At 50.5% G+C, this 25,854-nt stretch carries 24 protein-coding genes and 3 pseudogenes; 10 read left to right on the top strand and 17 right to left on the bottom strand.

What is annotated here, in order from left to right:
- The first annotated feature begins 120 nt into the window (after positions 1-120).
- The gene (locus FH603_RS12945) at positions 121-864 is read left to right on the top strand and encodes a class I SAM-dependent methyltransferase (protein WP_186737945.1); all 744 of its coding nucleotides are present in this window, start codon (positions 121-123) and stop codon (positions 862-864) included.
- Positions 865-1,086: 222 nt separating this feature from the next.
- On the opposite strand, the gene FH603_RS12940 is transcribed toward FH603_RS12945, so the two are convergent.
- From FH603_RS12940 to FH603_RS12905, 8 genes and pseudogenes are all read right to left on the bottom strand, one after another.
- Positions 1,087-1,788, bottom strand: coding sequence for an ABC transporter ATP-binding protein (locus FH603_RS12940; protein WP_186737944.1), 702 nt, complete (start codon positions 1,786-1,788; stop codon positions 1,087-1,089).
- Positions 1,789-1,800: 12 nt separating this feature from the next.
- The gene (locus FH603_RS12935; RefSeq protein ID WP_186737943.1) at positions 1,801-3,168 is read right to left on the bottom strand and encodes a DUF3526 domain-containing protein; all 1,368 of its coding nucleotides are present in this window, start codon (positions 3,166-3,168) and stop codon (positions 1,801-1,803) included.
- Position 3,169: 1 nt separating this feature from the next.
- The gene (locus FH603_RS12930) at positions 3,170-4,618 is read right to left on the bottom strand and encodes an ABC transporter permease (protein ID WP_186737942.1); all 1,449 of its coding nucleotides are present in this window, start codon (positions 4,616-4,618) and stop codon (positions 3,170-3,172) included.
- Between the two features lie 3 nt (positions 4,619-4,621).
- Positions 4,622-7,090, bottom strand: a complete 2,469-nt coding sequence (locus tag FH603_RS12925) for a TonB-dependent receptor (protein ID WP_186737941.1) — start codon at positions 7,088-7,090, stop codon at positions 4,622-4,624.
- 32 nt (positions 7,091-7,122) lie between these two features.
- Entirely contained in the window at positions 7,123-7,566 is a 444-nt protein-coding gene (locus FH603_RS12920; protein ID WP_186737940.1) for a hypothetical protein, read from the bottom strand.
- 5 nt (positions 7,567-7,571) lie between these two features.
- Entirely contained in the window at positions 7,572-8,513 is a 942-nt protein-coding gene (locus FH603_RS12915) for an NAD(P)/FAD-dependent oxidoreductase (RefSeq protein ID WP_186737939.1), read from the bottom strand.
- Between the two features lie 35 nt (positions 8,514-8,548).
- Positions 8,549-8,845 (bottom strand): annotated as a pseudogene (locus FH603_RS12910) (GTP-binding protein); the annotation flags it as partial.
- A gap of 11 nt (positions 8,846-8,856) precedes the next feature.
- Positions 8,857-9,234, bottom strand: coding sequence for a MerC domain-containing protein (locus FH603_RS12905; RefSeq protein ID WP_186737938.1), 378 nt, complete (start codon positions 9,232-9,234; stop codon positions 8,857-8,859).
- A 207-nt stretch (positions 9,235-9,441) separates the two neighbouring features.
- On the opposite strand from FH603_RS12905, the gene FH603_RS28580 reads away from it, so the two are divergent.
- Positions 9,442-9,783: a hypothetical protein gene (locus FH603_RS28580; RefSeq protein WP_235985529.1), complete on the top strand. Its 342-nt coding sequence runs from the start codon at positions 9,442-9,444 to the stop codon at positions 9,781-9,783.
- Positions 9,784-9,871: 88 nt separating this feature from the next.
- Here the strand turns inward: FH603_RS28580 and FH603_RS28575 are convergent.
- A pseudogene (locus FH603_RS28575) lies at positions 9,872-10,363 on the bottom strand (alpha-galactosidase); the annotation flags it as partial.
- Between the two features lie 27 nt (positions 10,364-10,390).
- Between FH603_RS28575 and FH603_RS12890 the strand changes: the two are divergent.
- The gene (locus FH603_RS12890; RefSeq protein WP_186737936.1) at positions 10,391-10,699 is read left to right on the top strand and encodes a helix-turn-helix domain-containing protein; all 309 of its coding nucleotides are present in this window, start codon (positions 10,391-10,393) and stop codon (positions 10,697-10,699) included.
- A gap of 32 nt (positions 10,700-10,731) precedes the next feature.
- Here the strand turns inward: FH603_RS12890 and FH603_RS12885 are convergent, their stop codons facing one another.
- Together FH603_RS12885 and FH603_RS12880 are read right to left on the bottom strand one after the other, a co-directional pair.
- Complete coding sequence (locus tag FH603_RS12885; protein ID WP_186737935.1) at positions 10,732-10,944, bottom strand: hypothetical protein; 213 nt, start codon at positions 10,942-10,944, stop codon at positions 10,732-10,734.
- 431 nt (positions 10,945-11,375) lie between these two features.
- Complete coding sequence (locus FH603_RS12880; protein WP_186737934.1) at positions 11,376-11,549, bottom strand: transposase; 174 nt, start codon at positions 11,547-11,549, stop codon at positions 11,376-11,378.
- A gap of 486 nt (positions 11,550-12,035) precedes the next feature.
- Here FH603_RS12880 and FH603_RS12875 point away from each other — a divergent pair, with 486 nt between their 5' ends.
- Positions 12,036-12,830: an NIPSNAP family protein gene (locus tag FH603_RS12875; RefSeq protein ID WP_186737933.1), complete on the top strand. Its 795-nt coding sequence runs from the start codon at positions 12,036-12,038 to the stop codon at positions 12,828-12,830.
- Between the two features lie 115 nt (positions 12,831-12,945).
- On the opposite strand, the gene arsA is transcribed toward FH603_RS12875, so the two are convergent.
- The 5 genes from arsA to FH603_RS12855 all read right to left on the bottom strand — a co-directional run bounded on the left by arsA (position 12,946) and on the right by FH603_RS12855 (position 19,277).
- The gene (gene arsA, locus FH603_RS12870; RefSeq protein ID WP_208493200.1) at positions 12,946-14,853 is read right to left on the bottom strand and encodes an arsenical pump-driving ATPase; all 1,908 of its coding nucleotides are present in this window, start codon (positions 14,851-14,853) and stop codon (positions 12,946-12,948) included.
- Positions 14,854-14,927: 74 nt separating this feature from the next.
- Entirely contained in the window at positions 14,928-17,465 is a 2,538-nt protein-coding gene (locus tag FH603_RS12865) for a hypothetical protein (protein ID WP_186737932.1), read from the bottom strand.
- A gap of 611 nt (positions 17,466-18,076) precedes the next feature.
- Positions 18,077-18,277: a universal stress protein gene (locus FH603_RS12860; RefSeq protein ID WP_186737931.1), complete on the bottom strand. Its 201-nt coding sequence runs from the start codon at positions 18,275-18,277 to the stop codon at positions 18,077-18,079.
- 232 nt (positions 18,278-18,509) lie between these two features.
- Entirely contained in the window at positions 18,510-18,632 is a 123-nt protein-coding gene (locus FH603_RS28955) for a hypothetical protein (protein ID WP_262891317.1), read from the bottom strand.
- Positions 18,633-19,007: 375 nt separating this feature from the next.
- Complete coding sequence (locus FH603_RS12855) at positions 19,008-19,277, bottom strand: DsbA family protein (protein ID WP_186737930.1); 270 nt, start codon at positions 19,275-19,277, stop codon at positions 19,008-19,010.
- A 716-nt stretch (positions 19,278-19,993) separates the two neighbouring features.
- Here FH603_RS12855 and FH603_RS29105 point away from each other — a divergent pair.
- The 4 genes from FH603_RS29105 to FH603_RS12835 all read left to right on the top strand — a co-directional run bounded on the left by FH603_RS29105 (position 19,994) and on the right by FH603_RS12835 (position 23,627).
- Positions 19,994-20,434: an IS110 family transposase gene (locus tag FH603_RS29105; RefSeq protein ID WP_186737929.1), complete on the top strand. Its 441-nt coding sequence runs from the start codon at positions 19,994-19,996 to the stop codon at positions 20,432-20,434.
- Positions 20,316-21,377 (top strand): transposase, encoded by a 1,062-nt coding sequence (locus FH603_RS12845; protein ID WP_317171338.1) that lies wholly within the window; start codon positions 20,316-20,318, stop codon positions 21,375-21,377. Before FH603_RS29105 ends, FH603_RS12845 begins: the two co-directional genes overlap by 119 nt.
- 736 nt (positions 21,378-22,113) lie before the next feature.
- On the top strand, positions 22,114-22,698 hold the full coding sequence (locus tag FH603_RS12840; RefSeq protein WP_186737928.1) for a hypothetical protein: 585 nt from the start codon (positions 22,114-22,116) through the stop codon (positions 22,696-22,698).
- 359 nt (positions 22,699-23,057) lie between these two features.
- Positions 23,058-23,627 (top strand): DJ-1/PfpI family protein, encoded by a 570-nt coding sequence (locus tag FH603_RS12835; protein WP_186737927.1) that lies wholly within the window; start codon positions 23,058-23,060, stop codon positions 23,625-23,627.
- Positions 23,628-23,793: 166 nt separating this feature from the next.
- Here FH603_RS12835 and FH603_RS12830 read toward each other — a convergent pair.
- Positions 23,794-23,986 (bottom strand): annotated as a pseudogene (locus FH603_RS12830) (cold-shock protein).
- Positions 23,987-24,421: 435 nt separating this feature from the next.
- Here FH603_RS12830 and FH603_RS12825 point away from each other — a divergent pair.
- Both FH603_RS12825 and FH603_RS12820 read left to right on the top strand, forming a co-directional pair.
- Entirely contained in the window at positions 24,422-25,063 is a 642-nt protein-coding gene (locus tag FH603_RS12825) for a hypothetical protein (protein WP_186737926.1), read from the top strand.
- 173 nt (positions 25,064-25,236) lie between these two features.
- Positions 25,237-25,647: an SMI1/KNR4 family protein gene (locus FH603_RS12820; RefSeq protein WP_186737925.1), complete on the top strand. Its 411-nt coding sequence runs from the start codon at positions 25,237-25,239 to the stop codon at positions 25,645-25,647.
- Positions 25,648-25,854: the final 207 nt, after the last annotated feature.

The following is a 25,854-nucleotide window of genomic DNA, read 5'->3' as shown; positions in this document are numbered from 1 at the left end:
TATCTCGCTTATATGGTCAAACCAGGTTCAAGCAATTTATTTCTGACATTTAGGTCACAATGCTAGGTCGTGACCTAGTGGTAAACGAGTCCTCTTTTCTACATCTTGACCACCAACGTGATGGCAACCGACTACAACGCAATTGCAAAAGAGTATCAGGCATCGAAATTGTTACCCTGGCGAAACTATGTTGAGTCGCACACCTTCTTTGAGTTAGCAGGAGACCTGGCCGACCTGGATGTCCTTGATTTAGCGTGCGGAGAGGGTTTCTATACCCGGCAAATCAAGTATAGAGGGGCTGCTCAGGTCACAGGAGTTGATATTTCGGATGGCATGATCCGGCTCGCGCGGGAGGCCGAAGCCGCTTCGCCACTCGGCCTCCGGTATTATTGCCAGGACGTTCTATTGCTCGACCTCGATAAGAAATTCGACCTTATCTGTGCCAGCTACCTACTTAACTACGCCCGAACCGCTGACGAATTCTATCAGATGAGCCGGGTTATTGTCAATCATTTGAAACCCGGGGGTCGTTTTATTACCATCAACAGCAATCCCGATTACCGGGGTATTGTTGAGATTATGTTCCCGTATGGCTTCACCCGCGACAACGACAGTTATGAGGAAGGAGCCCCCATTACGTATCGCTTTTACCAGTCTGATGCATCACACATTGCCGTTACCAATTACCACCTCGAAAAATCTACCCACGAAACGGCACTACAAAGGGCGGGTCTTTCCCAGATTCAGTGGCATCCGGTGCAGGTTTCCCCTGAAGGAATTGAGCAACACGGAACGGACTATTGGTCCGCCATTTTAAGTTGGCAACCAATTATCGGGCTTTCGTGTGTTCGGGCAACGGGTTAAGGAATGCCCCACTCGGCTACCCTCATTTGTTGGGCGTATGCGACTGATTGTAGTTCACAGTTATTAAAATTTGCGCATACGTGGCCGATCCGAATAGTACGTTTAACTGGACGAAAGTATAATTAAATAAAAGTTTAGTCTAGTTAAACGGTGTGATAAGGGCTAAGCCCTGACAGCGGTATACGTTTCAGGTAATCAGCTGACGGATCATGGCGAACGCGATTAAACGGTTTGCAGATAGATCGCTTCCAGTTCGTTAGCCGTCAGGTCGCTGGCGGATAGCGATTCGACCAGATGGCCCGCCCGCATGATGCCGATGCGCGTACCCACTTCCCGCGCCCGAAAAATATCGTGCGTAGCCATCAGAATGGCCGTGCCGGTCTGGGCCAGACCCGTCAGAATGGCCGAAAACTCGTTGCTGGCCTTGGGGTCCAGGCCGCTCGTAGGTTCATCGAGCAGCAGCGCTTTCGCCTGTTTGGCCAGCGCAATGGCAATGCCCACTTTCTGACGCATGCCTTTCGAGTACGTACCCACCCGTTTGCCGTGGGCCTCGGTTTGTAACCCGGCGCGGCTCAGCAGCGTGTGCAGCTCATCGGGCGTGTGACGAAAACCGGCCAGTTGGGCAAAAAAATCTAGGTTTTCCGTTCCTGTCAGGTTCGGATACAGCATCACCGTTTCTGGCAGGTAAGCCAGAAATTTCTTGGTCTCCTGCGGGTGCTCCGCTACGTTCAGCCCGTTGATGATGGCCTGACCCGAGGTGGGTTGCAGAAAGCCCAGAAACAGGTTGATCGTCGTGGTTTTACCCGCCCCGTTCTGACCGAGCAGACAGAAGATTTCGCCGGGCTGAATGCTCAGGTTCAGGGCGTCGAGGGAGGGGAGCTGACCCGGACCGTACCGTTTGGTTAAGTTGATCGCTTGCAGCATGGGTTGGGGTGTTTACAGGTGGTAGATGGTTCGACGAAAACGGTTCCAGCCCAGCCCGGTAAACAGGGCAATGAACAGGAGCAGGGGACCCAAAACGGCAACCGGACTACTGGGCGCGGTATCCGCAAAGGTGTCGACCTTAAAGTTGGTCCAAGGCTCGGCCGAAACGGGCGCATTGGTGAAGATTCTGGGGTAGAAATACAGCCGCATTTTCTCGTGAAACCGGCCCGTATAGTCCATGAACCGCAGCTGATTACCCAGGCCCGAGCGGGCCAGTTCGCCCAGTTGCAGTTGGGTGTGGAGCGTGGGAATGAATTGGGCAATGCTACGGCTGGCCGTCTCGCGCTGCTGTAACTTTTGCTTTAGCTCGTGAGCCTGCTCCGCCGACTCATCGTCGCCCAGCTGCTGCATGGCGTAGTACCACCGCCAGTCGAAAGGCATAGCTACGACAGGCACCTGCCGAAACTGCGGGTAGTGGGCGTAGAACTTTTTGATCGTCGCGGTTTTGTCCGTGTCCCATTTTTCGTGGACGCCTTTCCGCTGGGCCTGCGTAGTGGCCTGTGCTTCGGGCACGGGGTAACGGGCCGTGATGTAGTTATTGACCCCGGCGGGCAGAACAATGAGCAGTCCCAGCCAGATACCCAATAGCAGGATGGCGTTGGTGCTGGAACGGCGTTGCAGCGAGGCTACCCAGAAACAGACGCTGAACCAGAACAGTACATAGCCCACCGACGTAGCCAGAAAAAGCCCCAACGAGCCATCCAACGGGGTACCCAGCGTTGGAACAGCCAGACCGATGATGACCAGCAAGACCGCCAGCAAGACCGCCAGCCGAATCAAAAAGAGCTGACCAACGAACCCCAGCAGGTTCCGACTTTGCACCGCTACAATCGACCAGGTACCGTTTTCTTTTTCTTCGGAAATAATCGAATACGTGAACGCAACAATCAGCAGCGGAAACAGATACACCAGCACGAAACTGAAATCGACATTGCCCAGCAGCAGGTTGGCCGGATTGGTCAGATCAGCGTCGTATTGCTGACCTTCCAGCGCCCGGATCGTCACGCTCTGCACCGACGGATTAACATCGCGCTGCCCGATGGCCAGGGCTGTGAGTGGCCGGGTTTGGTTGACGACCGAGAACTTGAGGTAATACAGCAGCAGCCCCATATCGTCGCGGTGAATAGCTGCCTGACGGGGAAAGTCGGTTTGCTGAAACTCGATAACATCGGCAACGGCCTGCTGCTGACGCTGGCTGAATTGTTTCCCCACAAAAAGCGAGATAATGCCAACGGTCAGCAGAAAAATCAGCCCGATTCGGGTGCCCGCTCCGGCGTACCGGCCGGCACGCATAAACTGGATGAACGCAAGTCGAATCATACTAGATAGCCGTTAAGGTTTTTGTCAATCGCCATCCCACCATTCCCAGCAGTCCCATCCAAAACGCAAAAGCCAGCAGCGAGATCGTTTCGTGCGCAAACACGCGCCCGATGCCGGGTGACTGGTAGCTGAAATCGGGCACCTCTTCCCAGTGTTTTTTGTCAATCTGGTGGGGTTTCTCGGCGGCCCCCGGCTTTTTGTTGCTGATGAAATGAATCTGTAAGTCGTTCATTTTCTGCGCCATCTCGTACCGATACCGTTCGGCCTGCTGCTGAAAATCGACGTACCCGGCAAAGTCAGTTCCCGATAGCGCCATCGACAGGTTGCGAATGGCCAGGTAGGGATTCATAAATGCCATCGCTTTCGAGAACCGGTTCTGCTGGTCGTAAATCGCCAGTAATCGCCCGAAATGGACGTTATAAAGCTGGGCGCTGATTTTTTCGCCCTCGGCCATGACAAGTCCGCTATAATTGACCGGTAGTTTCTGCACCGAATCGACCCCGTAGGCCGTCAGCAACGAATCTTTCAGCCTCTTGTAGTGGGGATCGTTGGGGTTATGGCTATCCCCTTCTTTGAGCACATCGGCCTGTATATCGGCCAGAAACTTCGCCTTCGAGGGGGCCGGATACAGGTATGACCCCAGCGCCTGCGATGTTCTGGGCAAGACCAACGTGAGCATCAGCCAAAGGCCAATAAGCGAAACCAGAGCTGTTTTGGCGGTTTTGCTCCGGGCCGACACCAGCACAGCGATCACGCAGAAGAAACTCAGGTACAGAAAATAAGCACCCATCAGCAGCCCAAGCCGCATACGCTGATCGGCGCTGACCGTTCCTTCCTGTAAACCGAACCACAGCAAACCGGTGACTACCATCACCGGACCGTACAGGGTGAGCATCACGGCCATTAGCCCCAGGCTTTTGCCCACCAGGAGTTGCCCCCAGTCCACGCCCTGACTCAGGATCAGCTTCAACGTACCCGTTTCGCGGTCGGTGGCTACCGTGCCAAAACCCAGAAAAAACAAGAGCAACGGCAGCAGCAGTTGCAATACCATCGCCATACTGATTTCGCCAAACCGGAGCAAGCCCGTCGAGAAGCCCGCTTCCGAAAAGTTGACGCTGTTTTGCTTGTGAGCCTCCAGAAAAATGGTGTTGCCCAGAAAGCTCTCCATGCCGAAGTCGAACACACTCAGCGGGGCTTTGGGCCGGAAGGCAAAGTGGCCGTAGTGGGCCATGCGGTGCGGGTGCTTGTCGGGGTTGCCCAGCCAGTCCTGCCGGGCCTGTTGCTGGTAGATACGGCCAATTTCGTTCTGCTGCCGAACGTTTACCCAGCCCGTCGCGGCCGCGTAGGTGAGTAGCAGCCCGATACCGATCAGGAGTCCGAAAACGGCCCGATTTTTAAAAGCGGTGGTCCAAACCTGCCGGGCAATGAGTCGTTGAGTTCGTAAAAGCATCGCTTAAAATCGGTACGTCAAGGTGAGCATCATGTTGCGGGGTGCGCCGGGGAACAGCCGCAGGTAGTTCTGCGCGCCCACCCAATACGTCTGATTCGTCAGGTTGTTGATGTTGAGGGCCACCTGTACACTGCTTTTAGCGGGGGTATAATAAAGCGCCATATCGAAGAGCGTGTAGGCCGGCACGGCAAAGGCGCGCGAGAACCAGGGAATCTTGCTGCCGCTATGCTGCCCGCCAAATCCAATGCCCAAATCGCCAAGCGCCGAGTTGGGCTCGAAATTATAGCGTGTCCAGAGGTTACCGCTGTGGCGGGGTGTGTTCTGTTTGCGTGCGCCAACCAGACTGGCCTCGTTATCGCTGACAATCACGGCGTCGATGTAGCTGTACGACGCGTTGATTTGCCAGTTCGGAAGCAGGTAACCGGCCACATCCATCTCGAAACCCCGGCTGCGTTCGGCCCCGCGCGTCACGAGCGAATCGGGGAAAGCGGGCAGGTTAGCGTTGAGCAGCAAGTTGCGCTGGTTGATCTCGTACCCGGCCGCGTTGAGGCTGATGCGCCCCCCGAAAAACTGGGCCTTGGCCCCGATCTCTTTCAAATCACTGCGCAGGGGTTCAAACAGGTTGGCTGATTTGGCCGTGTTGAAAAAACTACCCGTGTTGGGCAGTAGCGTCACTGTATTCGACTGGCCCTGAAAGCCTTCCAGGTACGTGCCGTAAATATTCAGGTTGGGTGTAAGCGAATAGGTCAGACCCAGGCGGGGCAGCAGGGCGGTTTTGGTAAATGACGTTTCGCCGGGCGAGTTATAGTTGGTGATATCCCGGAACGATTCGTAGCGGAGACCCAGCAGTAACCGGATCTTGTTCCAGCGCAGTTGCTCCTGGGCGTAGATGGCGTTCGTAGTGGTAAGGGCGGCCGGGAGAGGTGTTCGCGCGTTCAGCACATAATCACTCACATTACGAATCGTGTAGCTGAGGTTATTCAGATCGAGGTAGTTCACATTCGGGCGGGGCAACGTTGCACCCCCTGCCGTTAGTGTCTGGTAATTGGCGGCATTGGCCACGACAAACGAGCCGGCTACAGAACCGTCTTTCAGCAGAAAGCCACGGGCTGCATTCTGCCCCCCGCCTTTCAGTTTATGCCAGTCCGAGAGGTCGTAGCCCACCAGCAGATCGTGGGTAGCCGGGCCTGTATTAAAATTGAAATTGACATATGCATTCAGGTTGTCGACGTTCCAGAATTGCTTTCGCTGCACAAATTGCATGGCGGCCAGTGAGGTAACCGGCTTGCCCGTCAGATCGCTGGCAAAGGCATTGGTGGTGCGGTGCTCCTGCAAATCTTCGGTCCAGGTCTGCTTCATGTACGAGACATTGACGCTGATGCGGTCGGTGAATTTATGGGCCAGATTCGTGGTGATGATCAGCTCTTTCGAGTTGAAAAAGTCGTTGCTCGCGCCCAGGTTCAGGCTGATGGGGGTGCTGTTCAGGTTCGTTACGCCCGCTACCGCCCCGAAAATGGGTTGCCCCCGGTCGAGGTTGCCGTTGGCGCGGCTCAGGATCAGTTCGGCGTTGAGCGCCGTTTTCTGATTGGGAATGTAAGAAATGGACGGGGAGAACAGCAGGGCATTGTTGCGCACCAGATCGCGGTAGCTGCGGGCCTCCTGATAAGCCCCGTTGACGCGGTACAACAGGGTTTTGGCTGCGTTGAGCGGTCCCGTAAAATCCAGCGTGCCGCGCATCGTGCTGAAACTACCCCCGCTCAGGCTTACCTCTTTCCGGTCGACGGCCAGCGGCTTCTTGGTCACCAGATTTATACTGCCGCCCGGATCGACCGACGAAAACGACGCACTTGCCGGGCCTTTAAGCACTTCGACCCGTTCGATGTTGGTGGTCAGCGGTTGCAGGAAATAATACTGCCGGGTTCGCATGCCGTTGATAATTTGCCCTTCTTCGTTCTGGCTGATGCCTCGAATGGCGTACTGATTGTAAAAACTCGACGGCGTTACGCCACTCACAATCTTCACGGCATCGGCGAGTTGAAACGCCTGCCGATCGGCCATCAGCTCTTTGGTTACCGTGCCAATCGACTGCGAAATGTCTTTGTTGAGCCCTGCAATTTTGGTGGCCGAAAACGAGTACTCGCTGGTGTAATCTTTAGCCACGCGGCCTACTACTTCTACCGTTTGGAGTTCGGCGATTTCGGGCACAAGTTCGATGGTGCAAAAACGATCACGTACCTTCACATTCATGGTTCTGAAACCGATAAACGAGACGTGCAACGTACCTGTAGCGGGTGCATCGAGGGCAAACTTGCCCAGGCTGTCGGTGGCGGTTCCTTTATCGGCACCCAGCAGTTTCACGGTTGCCCCGGCTACGGGACTGCCGGTTTGGGAGTCGATAACAAGGCCGCTGATGGTTTGTGCTTTGAGGTATACTGAACTGAGCAGTAAGATGATGGTAAAAAAGTGCTTCATGTAGGTTGTATGTTGATTGAGAGGGCTTTTTATTAGTTGGTTACGGCCTTCAGCCGGGTTTGAATCTGGCGGATGTTATGGAGCAATTCGCGTTGCAGGTCGCGCATCTGATCGGCGGGCAGGTCCTTCAGTGTAGCATCCCCGTGTTTGTGAGGCGCATGATCACCGTGTTCCGGCCCGCCGGTGCGGTGGCTGTGGTTATGCGGCATGCCCGGCACTTCCACCAAATTCTCTTCCCACGCTTCAAAGGCTGTTTTCAGGCTATCGAGCGTGGCTATTCTGGCTCCCGCTGCTGTTGTCTTTTGCGCAGACAGGACTATTTTGAGCGAATCGATTTGCTCGATTTTGGGCTCAACAAGTGCCTGAATCGCGGTGGCTTCGGTATGATAGCGCCCAGCCTCCTCCAGCAGGGGGGCTTGCTTGTCAGCTGATGAGCAGGCGGTCAGGCCAGCTATCAGCGATGTAAGGAAAAGCATACTGTTCACATCTGTGCCGGGGTGAAGTCTGTTCGCTGTTGCAACTCAGCAGATATCAACTCCCGATTGATCCAGGCTCCGGCCTTTGATCCGTTGGAAACGGCAAAGGCTACCTGCCGAAACAGCGTCGTTGCGTCGCCCGCAGCAAACACACCCGGTACTGTCGTTTCGCCAAACTCAGTTGCGGTGATCAATCCGTTTTCAGCTACATCGCATCCCAACTGAATGGCGATGTCGGTATGCAGCCGAAACGGCACACGGGAAAAAACGGCTTTGGGGTGCGCACGACCACCATCGCCAAACAGCAAGCTGGTTAGCATCCCCGTCTGGTGTTCAATAGCAGTTATGGGTGTTTCAACAATCGGGATGTTAAGTTGACCCAGTATAGCTTCTTGGGTTGCGGTCAGCGTTGACGGGCCATTGGTGAATAGCGTAAGGTGGCTGGCCCAGTGCTGAATAAGCGCAGCCATTTCGTAGCCCACCTCGCCATTGGCCAAAACACCCATTGGCTCGCCGTGTACTTCATAGCCGTGGCAATAGGGGCAGTGTAGCACGGACCGACCCCAACACTCGGCAAAACCGGGCAGGTCGGGCATGATGTCGAACACCCCCGTTGCCAGTAGCAGCTTACGGGCCTGAAACTGTACACCGTTTCCGGTGGTGACGCTGAACTCGTTGCCCACCGATGCTGCGAATACGACTTTATCGGACCAGAATTGAACCGTCGGGTACTGGCTGACCTGTTGCCGTGCAATAGCCGACAGTTCGGCGGGTGTGGCTCCGTCGCGGGTCAAAAACCCGTGCGCGTGGGGCGTTTGCCGATTGGCGGGTTGCCCCGCGTCAATGACCAGCACCCGGCGTAATGACCGGCCCAGGGTCAGGGCGGCACTTAGTCCGGCGTAGCTGCCGCCAATAATAATTGTATCGTATGGTTGTTTGACGCTCATGTCCTTGTCGATTTTGTTGGTCCTGCTTCGGCGGTTCGATTATTCCCAGACCGGGAATGGATCTTTAAAGGCTCCATCCGGAGTGTACAGCAGATGCAGCCATTACTCATCTCGACCCGTTTCTCTTCGGTGCGCGCGAGCGTATTCTGGTCTTTCACCAGCTGGGCATCCACGTTGACCTCACTCATGTCGTTGACAATCACGGCCACCTTCAGTTCGGCTTTATTGTGCCGCACATGGTTGAGTAAGGTCGTCTTTCCAGTTCCTAAAAAGCCGCTTAAGACCGTTACGGCGGCCCGCCGATGCGGTAGTTTTTTTTGTTGCGTTGGCATCCTGGGTTAGTTTAGTGAATGTGGTGAGTGCGGCAATACCGGATATTGGCGAGGTGGGTAATAACCAGGCTCAGCGAGGCTATGTAGGCGAGGTATTCGAATCCTTCGTGAATGTCTTCGAGCAACAACCCGGCGGAAAACAGGGCTAAACACGTCCAAAGCATCGTTTTAATGGGCATTGATGTATGCCGGGACGCCGACCGGACGGCTAGTATATTGATCCCGATAAACAGGTAATCAAGGCTCAGAAAGCCGACCCGCAATGTATCGTGCTTGAGCAGGGTGGAGGTCATCACCAATACGGGCGTGACGAGACAATGGACAATGCAGAGTAGCGAGCCGGTAATGCCGACATAATCTGCTTTTTGCCTGAGCAAAGCGGTTTTCATGGCCTGAAAGGTTCACTGGCTAAGTCAATGAACCATTAAATGTATTAAATGCAACAACGTTGCAAATATCACACATTTTCAGGAAGTAGCAAGGGGATTCCATTTTATTTGCAACAATGTTGCATAAAAGGTCATTTTAGCCCTGCTAGTATCTTTTTACAAAACTCAATACGTATTTTGCAAGTGATCGGAAGAAATCTATGATTTGTGCTGGCCATTGCTCTGTTGGCCGGAGTCTGTAAGAAAGACGAAGAAAGCCCAACTCCGCCCGATGATAACGAAGCCATTACGACGGCCACGCTGACGCTGACGAGTCAGACCACGCTCGTGCAAACGGTAACGGCTACTGTTGAAAACCTGAATACCAGTGGCGATTTCAGCCGGGCAACGCTCATGCTCCGGCCCAACACGACCTACACGGGTGCGATAACCTTGCTCGATAAAACCAAAACACCGACCCTGGAAGCATCAGCGGAGGTAAAAAGGAAGCGAATAAGCACTTATTCGTGTATACCTTCACCCCTTCCACCAGTTCGCCTGCATCCATGACGGCAACGCCCACCGATACGGATACCAACTTAAAATCTAAGGGGAGATTTAACGGATTCATGACATCGGTGGTCCAGCAAACCATCGTGTTGGCCGGAAAGGCACTCAGGTAACCGAACTGAATAAAAATCCGGTCGGCAGGGTCGGTGTTGTCGCTGGTCCAGGTCTGGTCGGTGCGCGAAAGCATACCCAGATCCGGCCAACTACCACCCGACGAGCAGTTCTCGAACCACACCTTGGGGAAACGTACTCGCAGTTCATCAATCAGCCGATAGAGGTTCTGGATGTAGCGAATTCTGACTTCGCGCTATGTGGCCGAGGGCGCGTCGGCCCAGCCCGTTTCGGCCAATGGGTGATTATGAACCCACTTAATAAAGGCCAGATTGTTCTCCTTTAGCAGGTTGGTAAACGATGTTAGCAGGTACTGGTACACATCTTCCCGCGCCAGACTGAATAGCAGCTGATTGCGAAACTCTGTGCGGCTTCGGTTGGGAAATTGCAGTACCCAGTCGGGATGTTTGCGGTAGAGGTCGCTATCTTGGTTGATCATCTCCGGTGCAAAAAAAAGCAGTAGACGCATAATGAGCATCGGTTAAAGGGTAGCGAATTGGTAAATGGTTGTCTGCCGGTAGTGGTTACCGGGTTTCAGCACCGTCGTCGAAAACTGGCCGATCAGGCGGGTTTGTCGGCTTCGCCCTATTCAGTCCTGTTTCGGACCCGGACGCAAAGCTCACCGGTCAACTTCTTTAGTTTTTTCCGTATGCAGCAGGCGTGTCGGCTGTTGGAAAACACCAAGCTGCGCGTCAAGGAAATTGCCGCCCAGCTTGGGTACGACGACGCTTACCTCTTCTCCCGGACGTTTCATCAGTTTATTGGCCATTCGCCCCGGACCTACCGGACCATGGAAAAAGGGTGAGGTAAGAGACATACTTATGTACTTACCCATCCTTACAAGTTCACCACAAGACTTCTTCCTTCGGCTCCTACTGTTGTTTGTTGAACCACCCGTCGGTCACCTTTTTTGATGGTTATCTCGTAGTTGCCGTTAAACGCCCGGATGTTGTACTGACCAGCTTTACCCGTAACACCAGTGGTATTGGTTGTCCAGGTTTTGGAAACTAACTCGGTGAAGACCTTTGAGGTGGTCCGGTTTAGCGGCACACTGAATTTGCAAGTTTTGTATAATACGCACTCTCAAATTGGTCAGGAATTATATAGCCCAGCGACGAGTGCCTGCGCACAGCTCAGGCGGCCCTGCCGATTGTAATATATTTCAATATACTGCTCAGGCAGCCCTGTCGAAGATTTCAGTTCGAGCATCTTCCACACTCAAGAATGTCCCTCCCTCCAATAATTCCGCTTTCAAACGATTCTAAAAATGATTCCGCAAAGGCATTGTCATACGGATCGTCAGCCCGACTTATACTGGGCCTAATATGCCACAAATTGATTAGCTCGTGCAAATCACTCGATACGTATTGACCACGGCCCCGGCCGCCCGGCGGGCTTTTTTTAAGATCTTGCGCTCAGTTTCCAGTTGCCGTACTCGATCTTTAAGTTGCGGGTTTTCCAGTACCAATTCACTTTGCTCGCTACTTACTTTTTTTACCCCTTGCCGGGCAGCCGTCGCGGTTCTGATTCTTCCAGCGGTAGATGAGATTCTCTGAAACACCTAATGTCTTGGAAATATAGGCGGCTGTCTGGCCACTGTCCAACATTTTGACGACTTCGCTTTTGAACAGGGCTGCCTGAGCAGTCAGCGTCATACTTGCGCCGGGTTTTGGGTCTGTTAAGTTGCTGCATGGTCTTGCGAAGTTAAGCAAGTCCAGTGTGCCGATTAATTAGACCATCTCAGGCATACATCGTCACGGGTGGGATATTATCATCGAATGCACTGGGGATTAACGCCCACCCGGACTCCATTAAGATAGGATTAAACTAAGGGTGGGGCCTATCCATGCGTTTATGGTTACCGTTTTAACGACAGGCTTATCTCATTTTTAGTGAATTGAAGTTCCATTCCCATGTGTCTATTGATCATTTAAAAGGAGACTTTGAACGCTTTTCTGTAACGGTAACCAAAGCAGCGGGTAGTTCAGGGACTTTTCTGGTTGCAAATCCTAAATTCGGTTAACTCCCTTTCTAACTAAAAAAATTAGTAGAACCCTATTTAGAAGTTGACAATGGTGAAGGCACTGAAAGATGAATAATTTTACTTGTTTTACAAATCATCCGTTTAAGTTAAAAATAGCATGTTAAAAACTAGATTATTCTGCTTGTTGGCGTTACTCCAATCAACGTTTCTGTATGCCTTTAACCCGTTGGCGAGTCGGGACTTTTATGCGTTAAAAGTCTATCATTTCAAGACCGACGATCAGGAACAAAAACTGGACAATTTCCTTCAGAAAGCCTACTTACCTGCCCTGCACCGAATCGGAATAGCCAAAGTAGGTGTTTTTAAACCCATTGTTAACCCCGCAGCACCAGCGCCAACCGACGACCGCTTGCTGTATGTGTTTGTTCCCTTTCGTTCACGCGACGATTTTTTTAAGCTGGACGAAAAACTTGCCAAAGACAAACAGTATTTGTCCAACGGGCAGGAGTATCTGGACGCCCTCTACAACACGCCCCCGTATGACCGAATCGAAACCATTCTGTTAAATGCCTTCGACAAGAGCCCGCAGTTTAACCTGCCAGCCTTGACATCCACCCCAAAAGACCGCGTTTATGAATTGAGAAGTTATGAGGGACACACCGAAAAAATCTCCAAAAACAAGATCGATATGTTTAACCAGGGCGATGAAATCGGTTTGTTTAAGCGGCTCGGGTTTAATGCGGTCTTTTATGCCGAGGTGATAGCGGGTAGCCGCATGCCGAATCTAATGTACCTGACAACTTTTGAAAACAAAGCGTCTCGGGATGCGCATTGGGATGCGTTTGGCAAGGATGACTACTGGAAAAAGCTATCGGCTATGCCAAACTACCAGAAAAACGTATCGAAAAATGATACCCGGTTTTTACACCCCACTGACTACTCTGATATATAATAGATCGCAGAACACGGAGGAGACTTGACGGGTTTACATCTGGGTAGACCTAGTCAGCCCCTTCTTTTCCGCCTTATGACGATCCCGGATGAGTTAGTGCTTAGCGCCTTTATAGTCAACAAAACTGTTTCGTTCCTGACTCTGTTGGTTCGTTAACGTTAGCCAGTCCGGGTTGACCGCCGAAAATACGTCCAGCCTGGTGAAGCATGGCGGGCAGCAGGCTGGATTCGGCCAGGTACGGGACGGCCACCGTTTGAGGGGCCAGTGTTTGGTCAATGGTGTTGATAATGGCTGACTCCGCTGAAGCCCGTTTTCTGAGCAGCGGGTCTTTCAGATCAGGCAGCGCCGACAGACATTGATTGATCACCCAGGCAAAGGGCGTGATGCCCGCCCGTTTCAGATCATTTTGAAGGGCTTCAGCTTCGCGCATTGGCGTCGTTTCGGGCAACGAAACCAATAGAATCCGGGCAAAGTCGCTATCCTGCAACGACATGTAGGGGGTGGTGATCCGGCCCGGACTGTGCCCGGTATTCTTCATCACTTCCCGGTGATAACTGCCGGTCGTATCCAGCAGCAACAGCGTATGGCCCGTTGGCGCGGTATCCATCACCACAAATTGGCGTTTAGCCCGGTGAATGGCCGCTGAAAACGCGTGGAAAACCGCCACCTCCACGGTACAGGGCGACTGCAAGTCTTCCAATAATAATGCCTTTCCTTCCAGGCTTAGGTTGACCCCTTTTTGGGCAACTACCTTATCGATGTAGCGCTGGGTTTCCCGTTTCGGGTCAATACGCTCAACAGTCAGCGTGGCGGGCAACTCGGGAAGTTGATTAATGAAATCCTGAATGTGGGCCGCCGGATCAGTTGTAGTCAATAGCACGTCATGGCCCCGGTTGGCTAACATCGTAGCGACCGTAGCGGCTATAATGGTCTTGCCGACCCCGCCCTTGCCCATCGTCATAATCAAGCCACTGCTGCGGTCTTTTTCCAGTTGATCAACCAGCGCAGTCAGATCCGGAAACGCCCGGTGCTCTTCATTGGTCTGCGTGTGGATTTGTGTACTGATGGTTGTTTGTAAATTCAGATCAAATAACGACCGTAGCTTTTCCAGCCCTAACAGATTATAGGGCAATAACGGGAAGGTCGAGCGGGGTAAGTGGCTCAGGGCTGCGGGTAAGGTGGTCAGTTGATTTTCAGCCAGCGTTTCCATTTGCCGGGCAATGGGATCTGTTTTATCCACCGCTTTGAATATGCCATTAATCAGGAGCCGCTGATGGCTCATCCCCAGGTCGATTAATTCACCACTCGTTTTGGCGGCTTCTCGGATTGAAGCCTTATCTGCCCGACTAACCAGATAAAAAGTCGTCAGGAGGCTGTCCCGTAAACTGTTGACCACCTGCCGGTACCGTTCTTTACTGCTTTTCAGGGCTGAGGAAGGCCCGATGCAGGAAGCACCGCCCGGATTGTGGTCCAGAAAGGTATCCCAAGCGGCTGGTAATTCCAGCAGGCGCAGGGTATGACCCGTAGGTGCGGTATCAAAAATGACAACGTCATACTGTTCCGGACTTTCTTCGCCCGTAATAAAGCGGGAGAACTCGTCAAAGGAAGCAATTTCGGTGGTACAGGCACCCGATAAGCCTTCGTTGATCTTCATCAATTCGTCGGCTGAATGACTGCCTTTTAGCGGCTCCAGCACCCGGTTTCGATAGTCGATGGCCGATACCTCCGGATTAATATTGACGGTAAACAGATTGTGCAGAGCTTTATGGGGGCTGATATGATTGCTGACCTCCGTATCCAGAACATCCGCCAGATTGGAAGCCGGATCGGTGCTGATGAGCAGGACCTTTTTACCCTGATCGGCTAGGCTCACCGCCGTAGCACAGGCCAGCGACGTTTTTCCGACGCCCCCTTTTCCGGTGAAAAAGAGAAATTTAGTGTAAGAGTTGTCCATGACCGTACGGATATATTTTGTTTGTAGCCTTACCTGCCGGGGTGGCACTTTCAGCCCATCCTCGTTCATGTTAACCCTGGTTTTGAGGGCAGGGAGCACCTGTAACCTGAGCCGAGGGGGGGGCGGCTACCAGCCCCCGGTAATTACTGTTTCAATACTTTCACCAGTTGCCGATGGGTAGCCGTACGTATGGTCAATAGCAGCAAGCCTCGGCTGTTACCCGTTGGCACACTTAGGTGTTCCGTCGTTTCTGCCCGATCGATGTGCTGCTGATAAATAATTCGTCCCTGAAGATCCACCAGATCCAGTTGCACGGCTTGATGGGAAACCCCGTTTATTTCAAGCTCGATCGAATTACCCTCGACAGGATTACCCAGCACCAGAACGCTCAACTCGGATGTCCCCTCTGAAACAGGGCTGCTAAGTCGGGCACCGCTGCGCCCACAGGCTAATGTCAAGTTCCATATAAGGCTCACCGTTACCCCGCTCTGGCGTGCCATCAGTGTAAAGGGCTGCACATCAGCAACCGACCGGCTCTCCCGGTCGACATACTGATTCGGGTTGCTTGTCCAGCCGGTGATGCCGGGGGCCATAAATTCGATGGTTGAGCCATTTCCCCCGGAAGTATGGAACTGAATGGCCCCACTCTGGCAATTGTAGGTGGGATTCAGCAGCAGTAAGGTGCCCACGGGTAGTTCGGGCTCGGAACAGTAGGTCTTGAGGTCAAACAAGTAGGTTGATCGCTGCCCATTTTGGAAAGCCTCAAGCAGGATTGATTTCGGGTCATTTCGTAACTCCTGCTCAACGATGCCCGTGTTACTGGTGGATGAGGAACGGATGATACCGGGAGCCGAGTAACTGATGGGGAAGCCGTTGCCCCCATTCGTATGAAACGTAATAGCCCCCGTCTGGCAATTATAGCTGGGCTTTAGTAGAGTAAGCTGACCGGTGGGGATGGCGTCGGCCTGAATATTGATCGTAAAGCGGCCCCTGATCTCCGTGTTTGGGAAGGCGGCCGTACTGGCCCTGATCGTCACCGTGTATCTACCGATGGTGCTGGGTGTTCCAGAAATTGTCCAGTCTGGGCTGGCACTGTTTGACGACCTTTCGGAGGAGATGTACAGACCCTCGGGCAGGCCATCGACTTGAAAATGCCAGTTTGGATTGTACGTGGGTGTGTAGGGCGTGGGGTCGAAGAAGTACTGCCCCACCGCAAAGCCGCTGCCCGGAATAGATTGACCAACCGTGAATACCTGATCGGGGATTGGTTGGACAAGGACGGGCGGTAGGGGAGCCGCGCCACAGGCGGTCCTGAGATCGAAGTTATAGGTAACACTGATACCCGCCTGGGTCGCGGTGATAGGGATAACCTTGGGATCACGACGGAGTTCATTCTCTACAAATCCTGAATAATCAGTAGGATGAGTACGAGTAATGCCGGGAGCCGAAAGTGTAATCGCAGAGCCGTTACCGCCAGAAACGTTGAAGCTGATAGCGCCCGTTGTGCAACTATAGCTTGGTTTGCCGATGGTTAGCGGCTGGGCAGGAGCGGGGTTAACTGAAATCAAATAATCATCACTTTGTAGCTTAGGTTTAGTACTGACAATGCGCACCCTATACTTATTTTCTACCGAACCTTCTACCCAAATCGAGCCTGTAATTGTAGCGCCACTGGTACCCTCAATCACCCCTGCCTCAAACGAATTATTGTTTTTATCGACAACAAACAGGGTGAACTGGTTCGTTGGTTCAAAAGTGCCGGTTGCTGTAAAGGACACGGTGATGGGATCGCCGGAGTTGAACGTGGTGGCATTAATACTACTTAACTGGATTGCGGGCGTGCTGACCGGAAACTGGATCAGGGTGTTATAAAACGAATTGGCTCCGTTTCGGAAGTAATCATTCTGAACATCATACAGGGGTAACCACTTATACACCACCGTTGAATTGTAGGTGGCTTTAACGAGGAAATTCGAATACCGCATGTTCCAGGGATACCCGCTGCTGGCTGGCTGAAAAGGATTTTGCCGAAATATGTATTGTCCATCGGAGCCGGTCGAATAGCGCAGTATCGGTGTTGGACTTACCGAATACAAAAACCAATCCACCGGATACACTTCGAGAAGGGCATACTGTAATGGCTCGCCCTGATTATCAACGGCTTTGAGCCCAATAGTAGCCGGAAACGGCCGGACAATCCACTGATCACCAACGATGGGGTCGGGGCCGGTTGAGTTTAATAAGTTCGTTGTATACTCGTCCCAGACAATGTTATCATAGGGGAAATTCATGATGGAGTTGACCGGCTCAAATGTCTGGCCATTGACGGGATTTTTAGATCCCTCAACCCTCATGCCATAGAGGTCGACTCCCCCGCGGGAATGACCAAATTCATGTGTCAAACCATCCGTAGCGCCCGGCCCAAAAGGCCCACTGGCAAAATTGGGACTCTGGGGCCAGCTATGGTAAATGGTTTGATTTCCTCCCAACCAGCCTCCCCCTTGGGAGTTGTCCGAGTAACCATCAATAACAACGCAGTACGCGTATTTAGGGTGTGGCCTGAACACTTCATTCCGGGCGGCTCCCTCAAAAACATAGATTGAATCGACCTGAAAATTATAGATACCCTCAAACTTGTCAGTACGGTTGAAATTGGCATTGACCGTCGCCATTTGCTCCATTACGATGAGCTTTATGTCCTTTGACAGGGTTGTTTGGTAATAGTCAGCCGTTTGTTTTTCAACGGCAATTACTACGTTGAACTTCCATATCGGTTTCGCCTAGGTCAGGTAGCTCGTTAGAATGGTCAGGCAAAAGGTCGCTACGAACGAGCGGAGTAGATGATGTTTCATAAGAGTAGAGTCGAATAAGTGGGGCGTATGCCCGTCAATGTATTTAGAATGGCTATATATCAGCCGGCATCAGCTGGGGCACCGTAGCCGTGCTGACTGGTACGTTTAAAGTCGAAATGTGTGGTACTACAGCATCATTGGGTCAATTAGAACGGGGGCTGCACTCATGAGTTATGGCTTTCATTTCACAAAAAGTGACCGGTTTATATCCCCACTCATCTGATGCGTATCCGATGACAGACTGGCGTCCGGGGAGGAAATGTGTTGGATAGCAAAACCCGTTTAGATCATCAATATTTCCCCCATGAGATCGATAACTTCGGTGCATTTGAGCCCTAAATCCGGCAGGATATGGTTGCTCAGCCTAATTGTTAAAGGGACAAGTTGGGTACACAAAATCCCGGTAGCGACCAATCGTTATCGAAATTTTAGGTGGTCTACTAAGCTCGCTCAATCCACCCCCAAGTTTCCCGGTATTGTGCATCGGCATCGTGGATCTGGCGTGTATAGCCCGGCAGCACTGGCAAAAACACATGAACCAAATGCAGATCAGCATCGAATAACCGGGCCAGTTGCGCGGCCACCCGTAAGGCTTTCTTAGCCTCAACGGAGAAATTGGTTGGAAATAGAAGTTTTTGCATGGCTAGAACGGGTTTTACCGCATGTCGTGCAATAAAGATACCCGGCCCGTTATGCCCATATTATGATGCATGGTTGCTCCGGGACTGACTTGTATCATGTGGGGTGCCGGGTGAGTGGCTACGGTTACTCCAACCCTGAATCAGTTTGACAATTTCAATCAAACTTACACCAATCAGCACGGCCGTGTACACCATCTAACGCCGATGTTGACGCGGGCGTGAAGCTGAACAGTTACCGCGCATCAGGCACAAACGGGGTGGTCATCTGTAGCCCGAACGTCAGGCCCAGCATCAGTGAGAGCACCGTCAATGGGCACTTGAATCGGCTGGAAGACCGACTGCGTACATCACCCATGAGCGTCAATAGGATAGTGCTCAATACCAGCATCGTAACATATCAGCGTGCGGACCACATTGACTTACCCTTACAAGCTTTTGGTCGGTGGAAGCGTTTTATTTCTCGGGTTTCAGTGCTCACTAGGTCATCACCCCCCGCCAGTCAACACCATCTTTGTTCCGGTATGACGAAGCGTCGGAAGCGATATAAAAAAAGGTATTGTCTACTTCCGTCGGGCTAAATCATACATTTCATTGACGTACTCTTGATCCAGCCCTAGCGTACTTCAGGCAGCGCCCGGTACAACAATGGGATTATCAATTCAGTAAGAATGGATCGATTGATTATCCCGAATGTCGTGTCTAGTGGTGACTAATTGTACCCGACCCCAGACTAGCAAACCTGTCCATTTTCGCAGTCTACCGTGTCCAGTACGGGTGCGTTCGACCGGTCCACGTAATGACGAATGAGGGGTATCAACTGGGCCTGCGTTAGTTTGCCATGCAGGTGATGGACACCTAGAAATAGGGTAGGTGCCGCCACGACCTCATCCAACCGACCTAGTTCCATATCAGCCCAAATACGGTATTTGAGCGTATCATCGTGGATGTCGTCCAAAAACGTCTCCCGGTCCAACCCCACCGCCCCGGCTAGCGATGACATCACTAACAGCTTTCCGGTGGTGCAGGGTGAACCCGGAAGTAGCCCGGAGATTCACGAAAAGATAGACCGTAACACGGGAAGAGGGGCGGTCAGTATCTTCGCCAATACCTCGGGCCAATACACTTATGTCACCGATAACAGGGTCGACCCGGCTATGTGGAAAACAGAGGGGGTGACCGTTAGCATTGATGCAAAGGGTAGAGCCATTATCCAGGCGACGTTTACCAACCCAGGCGCTAGGATCGTATTCTTTACTACTTATTAGAAACGCTTTGTATCCGATTGTTGAGCGAAAGTTCACTTCCTGAAATCAGTAGTACTTAGTACTACACAAAGTTACCAAGGACCATAATCAGTTTATGATCCTAAGCGGTGCTAAAAAGAAAATAGCCGCCCCACGGTGGCCTCGTAAAGTGCTGATTGTCTTGCCCCGAAATCCCCCAATTGCGCTGGCGCTATTGAATACCAACGACAACTTGAGCGGGGTAGCTTGAGCCATTTTCTTATCTTGTCAGAGCTTCAGCGATAAGCTCACCGATGAAATGGTACTCTCAAGTCCTTCCTGAAATCTGGGCTGGAATGTATAAAGCCTTTGTTAACAGCAGAGGCAATTGATGAATACACTGGTGATCTCCTCAAGAGAATCCCGAATAGAAAAATCTTTAGCCATCCATGCATTCCCTGAAGCCATTTTACCCCTATAATCGTCAATTCGTATGGGAAAGCAAACGGCAACGCTTCCAGTTATCAATGCGCAAGCCGCTGGCATTGATATCGGCTCCCGCGAACATTGGGTAGCTGTCGACCAGAACAAAGAAAACGTCCGATCCTTCGGTGTCTACACACAGGATCACCAGCAGCTCATTTTACATCTGCAGCAACATAGCATCACTTCAGTGGCTATGGAAAGTACGGGCAGTTACTGGCAGACGCTCTTCAGTGCCTTACAAGAGGCTGGCTTTGAGGTAATATTGGTTGGTGGTAGCCAAACCAAAAACGTACAGGCCGGGCCGCCGTCGCGGGCGCAAAACAGACGTTATCGATTGTCTGTGGATTCAAAAATTGCACTCCCTCGGCTTACTATCCGGCAGTTTTTTGCTCAGCGATACAATGCAGGAGTTTCGCACTTATTACTATCACCGCCAGCACTTGGTTGAGCAGTTAGCAACCTATACCCATAAAATGCAGAAAGCGCTCCGGTTGATGAATGTTCGGTTAGATGTGGCTATTCGGGACATTACGGGAAAATCTGGGCTGGCAATTATAGAAGCCATTCTAAGAGGCAACCGCGATCCCTATTATCTGGCTTCTTTAGTGGACGTGCGGATGAAGAAGTCTCAAGAGGAAATTGCCCAATCACTTCATGGGTCGTGGCGACAGGAGCTGTTGTTCGAATTGCAGGCGTCTTTAGATTTTTACAAACACTATCAAAACGCTCTGCTGGCGTGTGACCAAGTCATTGAACAGGCCTTACGACGAAGTGTTCCCGTCGAGTCGGTGTCGAAACCAGCCGAAAAGAAACTATCGAAACACGAGAAAAAGCCCAGTAAGCATACCCCTGCTTTTGACCTATCCAACTTGGCCAATCAGTATTTTCAAACGGATCTGTTTGCCATATCGGGCATTAGTTATAATACCGTCCTTTGCCTATTGACTACCTTGGGAAAGGATATTCATAAGTTTTCCTCGGCCAAAAGCTTTGCCAGTTGGCTACGCTTGGTACCTAACAATAAAATCAGTGGGGGGCGCATCATCAGTCACCGAACACCCTCAGGCAAATCGTATATCGCTTCTGCCTTGCGTCAAGCTGCGAACTCGATTGGCAATCAGACCAATCATGAACTTACTCCCTTCTTCAAGCGAATTGCTTACAAAAAAGGTCGAGTAGCTGCCATAACGGCCACGGCTCGCAAACTGGCTGTGATTATCTGGAATATGATAACTAAAGGGGAGCCCTATAAGAAAACACAGGTTAAAGCCAATAGCCAACGAACTAAGGAAGCCGGATTACGGCAAGTGCAACGGCGCATTGAAGCCCTTGATCTAAGTCCGGATGAGTTGATGCGATTGCTTTCAAGATATTCGCTATCACCTACTTAGTTGATAGTTGTATAGAAATCATTCGGAGGTTTAACTGAACGGTGGTCGAGTAGGGGGGATGGGCTGCAAAAGAGCCCTTTTACATGTAGATAAACCGTTCATTTAAGTCGTTCACGCGTTTTGCACGCTAAGCGCTTTAGGTGGACGATTTTTGCCTGGATGAATCGTACCAGAGAGATTTGACCCTTTTAGCGACCCGGGTCTAACAAATAGCTCAGCCAGTAAGTAGGTATAAGAACCCAAGCCTATCCATCTCGTTGTCGCTCTTCAAAGACAATCGTCAACGTATTGGCCAGTTTCACCCTAGCGACCTTTGCACCGTGAATTAATCCTAACCCTACTATATTGGCTGGTCTGTCGGTTCGTCATTGAAGACCAAAAAAACAGGGAAAGCGTGGGCACGCTATGAGAAATCACTCAATAGAAATCTAGCAGCTCAGTTAATCACAGACTACGGTGAAGACGTTTATAGCCAAATTCGGCCCTTAATAAACGCGCTTGCTGACAGGCAGAAGCAAAAAAATGCTTGGAGGGTTTGCCAGCTAGATCGATAAGTCAACCGATCGCTGATGAAAGGTTTATTGATAAGCAAGGAATAGGAAATCGTTTTGGCAATTGTCCCCTCAAAAACAAAACCCATTTATATGTATCAACTTATCAGCTACCTGAAAGGGCTTAACATCTTGGGAATTGTTACGTTTACACAAACTTATACCGCTCGACGATTCGTGTTACAATGAAAGGTACCCTCACTTACCTCGTCCTACTCATATCCGTGGCCTGTTCTTCACCAAACCAGGGAAGGGCAACCCAAAGCCCTGATTCCATCAAGGGAGATTCTGCATCACGCGCTAAAGCAAAGTCCTCGCCTGCTTCAGAACCCCTGAAAATTCAGCTATTCAATGATGTGGCCAGGACCCAAAAAAAACTTACGACGGTTGGCAAGGGGGAAATGAGAAACTGGCACTACGATGGGTTAGGGTGGTCCGCTTCAAGCCTTTACGAGTTTGGTTCCCCTGGCATTGGCCAGCTCCGCAATAACCTCACCCTGTATCTTGAATCGTCGAGGCAAAATGAGGTTCAGACCCTGAAAGTAAAGGCTAGTATGCCTAATATGAACCAAAAATCGAGAGCGCTTACCCAGTATGCATCAATGGTAGAAAAGGCGTTTAAGGCTATAGGAGAACCCATACCGGATGACCTGACCACTGCCTTGAGGAGGGGCAAACCCTATACAAATGAGACGCCAACGATGTCAATTGAGAATAGGCTTGAAGACGGCAAGTACGATTCGTGGATATTAATTGTTTCTTCGTACTAACAGGGCCATTAACCGGTCAATAAATGCTTGCCTTTACTGAACGCTCACTATAAAAAGTGCAAATTGTTTGAAAGGTTTACGCAGAATGAATTTGATGGCCTCATAACGGTAGAATGCAATTTATAGGCTATAAATTTAGAAACCTTAGGTTGAACACATTTAGTAACAACTCTCCGTGGTCCCGCACAGGAATGCCGGACCACGGCGTAACGGCCAATGTGGCTTAATTAGGCGCATATAGTTTGTCTACGGTCATCGTCAGGGATACATGATTTAATCAGATTTTTTGGCTCTCCCAAATTGAACGTTGTTAGGCATAATGCCTATATTTCCCGACCTTCTCCTAAAGCCTGCCTGCTATGAATCGCAAAATTTTGATCGTTACCGGTGATGGTGGCGAAAGTTACGAAACCCTCTACGCCGTTCACCGTTTTCAGGAAGAAGGCGATTCCGCCCTCATTGCTGCTCCCAGCAAACGGCGGCTCAACCTAGTTATGCACGATTTTGAACTGGGCTGGGATACCTACATTGAGCGGGCCGGCTATTGTCTGGCCTCAGACCTGACCATTCAGGAGGTAGTCGTCGAGGAGTACGATGCGATTTTATTGCTGGGTGGCCGCGCCCCCGAATACCTGCGTAACCATGCCGCTCTATTGGAGGTCGTTCGCCAATTTGACCAGCAGGGTAAATGGGTCTTTGCAATCTGCCACGGGATCCAGATTTTGGTCACGGCTGGTTTAGCGACCAACCGAACGCTAACGGCTTATGAACATGTACGCACTGAAATTGAGATGGGCGGTGGAACGTATTCTACCCAACAAGCCGTACGCGACCGAAACATGGTAACGGGCCAGACCTGGCAATCACACCCAGAATTTTATCGGGCGGTGTTTGCTTGCCTCAACGAAGTGGAACAGGTGGAGAGGTAAAGAAAACTGAGCCTTATTTGAGAATTGATACGAATGGGATAACCGGATAGGAAAGCTCGTTTAACACGTGTAGAATCCCGTTAACCCAAGCCAACTTACCCTAAACTAAAAGAACAGGCTTTGCAGCCTGTTCTCCCTCTACTTGGTGCAGATAGACCCAGAGGCCTTACGTCCGCTTGACGTTGACCGCATTCAGGCCCTTCTTTCCCTGCTCGACATTGTACGTCACTTTGTCGTTCTCTCGAAGGTCTTCGCTCGTGGCTGAAATGTGCACAAATACATCTTCGCCCACCCTCGTCGGGTTTAATAAAACCGAAGCCTCTACTATCATTGAGAAATTTGACACTACCTGTAGGCATTGGGATGGGGTTAAAGTTTGGGTCAAAGACGACAAAAGTAGCCAACTTACCAAACAGGGTTATCGAATAATAGGCTCCTAATGGCGTGCTTACTTAGTAGCCCAGTTCTTTAGTGGGCGTAGGCGTCTGACAAATTTCGGGTTAAAAGTCATTTAGGCAGGCTATGTAGCAACGTGGTTACGGAATTATGGATTGTATTATTCTTAGTCAAGTTGCATATGGATTGTTATGTTATTCGATTATTCCAAGATTAAACGCTCTGTATGAGCCCTGAAAACAGGCTGGATTGTACGTTAGAAAGGGAAGAAGGAAGGCTGGTATTATGTTAAGGGAATATCCGTAGATTGGCCCCATCAACTGCGAATAAAGTACCCCCAAAAACCGCTTCTGAGTTATCATAACGTTTGATCATAAAACTACTAAATACAAAAGACCATGAAGAAAGCTCTATTTCTATCTCTGTTTCTATTTCTGTTCTCTACGCTTGCGACTCTGGGTCAAGATATTGCGCCAAAAAATTCCCTTCGATTAGGTGTAAATCTGATGACCATCCGTGACGTTAACACGATAGGACCGCACTACCAAGCTCGTTATGCAAGACATCTAATGTCTGATCGGCTTTTAGTAGGCCTTTCTTTGGGCTACTTTCATCAAAACGTTTATCAGTACCAAGGACTAAAACCAGAACTGTTTACTGATAAGAACAAATTACGCCGTCTCACTACAGACTTAAGTGTCTTGGTGGATTTACTACCCTCTGACCAAACAGCTTTACGGGTAGGGGGTGGGCTTTCCTATTGGTTTCAATCGGATCAGATAGTGACTGGTGGAAGTTATAGCTCAACTTCCACCGGAGAAACTTACAATATTCAGACTGATTGGATAGAGCAGAAGGGGTGGAATTCGGGTTATCACCTCACCCTCGAATATGAGAAGAAATTAAATTCTCACTTAAGTATTGATGGTAGTGTGGGGTGGGTTGATATTGCAAGAAGTCAATCGTTTAGTGATCTAAGAAATAGGGTTTCCTTTTATCGAAGCGTGCAAGCCGGTTTAAGTGTTGGCTACATGTTCTAAAGACAGAGCTCAACCCTCAGCTTACCATACTTACATTTGTATAACTGGTTAAATATTTTGTCATTAACCGAGAAAATTGCATACAGCGAAGCTATGGCTAATAGAGGGCACTTTGAAAGTCTTTGAAAAGCCGAGTAACATAATGCCACTTATACAACAGTTCCAGCTTTTCAATGAAAGCCTTTATCAAAGAATATTTCCCACACTTCGAGAATGATTCAGCAACTGTAGAAGAAGTTATCAAGCTTGAAAAACAACTAGAAATAGATCTGCCTTCTGACTACAAAGATTTTTTGATACACTTAAACGGATTTGAAGGCGAAGTAGGTAGCAACTATACCGTATTTGAACCTGTCAGCAAAATTTATGAATTGACTCAAAATTTTTGTGCAGAATCCTTTCCCTGGGCTATCTATATTGGTTCAAATGGCAACTTAGAGATGTTTGTAATTGATAAGCGTACCTACCCGCGCAAATTCGGACTTTTACCTTTCATCGCTGACGATAAGGATTTTATTAGCTTGGGTGAGACTTTTGAACAATTTCTATATAGACTGAGAGAGGGTACATCTTTTGAAAATTAGAAAATTCGCATAACATAAAATTAGTTATACAACACGTCTCAAAATAATGTAACAATGAATACTACTTCAAGATTAACTAACATAACACTATTCTTCTAATACTAATTCAAAATCATAAAGACGCATTCAGAATGTAGGGAAAGCAAGTCAACTCGATGACTGTCTGCCGACCCGTGAATAACGCTTCAAGAACAGCCCGCAAACGTT

The organism is Spirosoma utsteinense, assembly GCF_014282275.1.
GTDB lineage: Bacteria > Bacteroidota > Bacteroidia > Cytophagales > Spirosomataceae > Spirosoma > Spirosoma utsteinense.
Note: the sequence above shows the minus strand (reverse complement) of the source record. Positions and strands in the feature narration are given on the sequence as shown.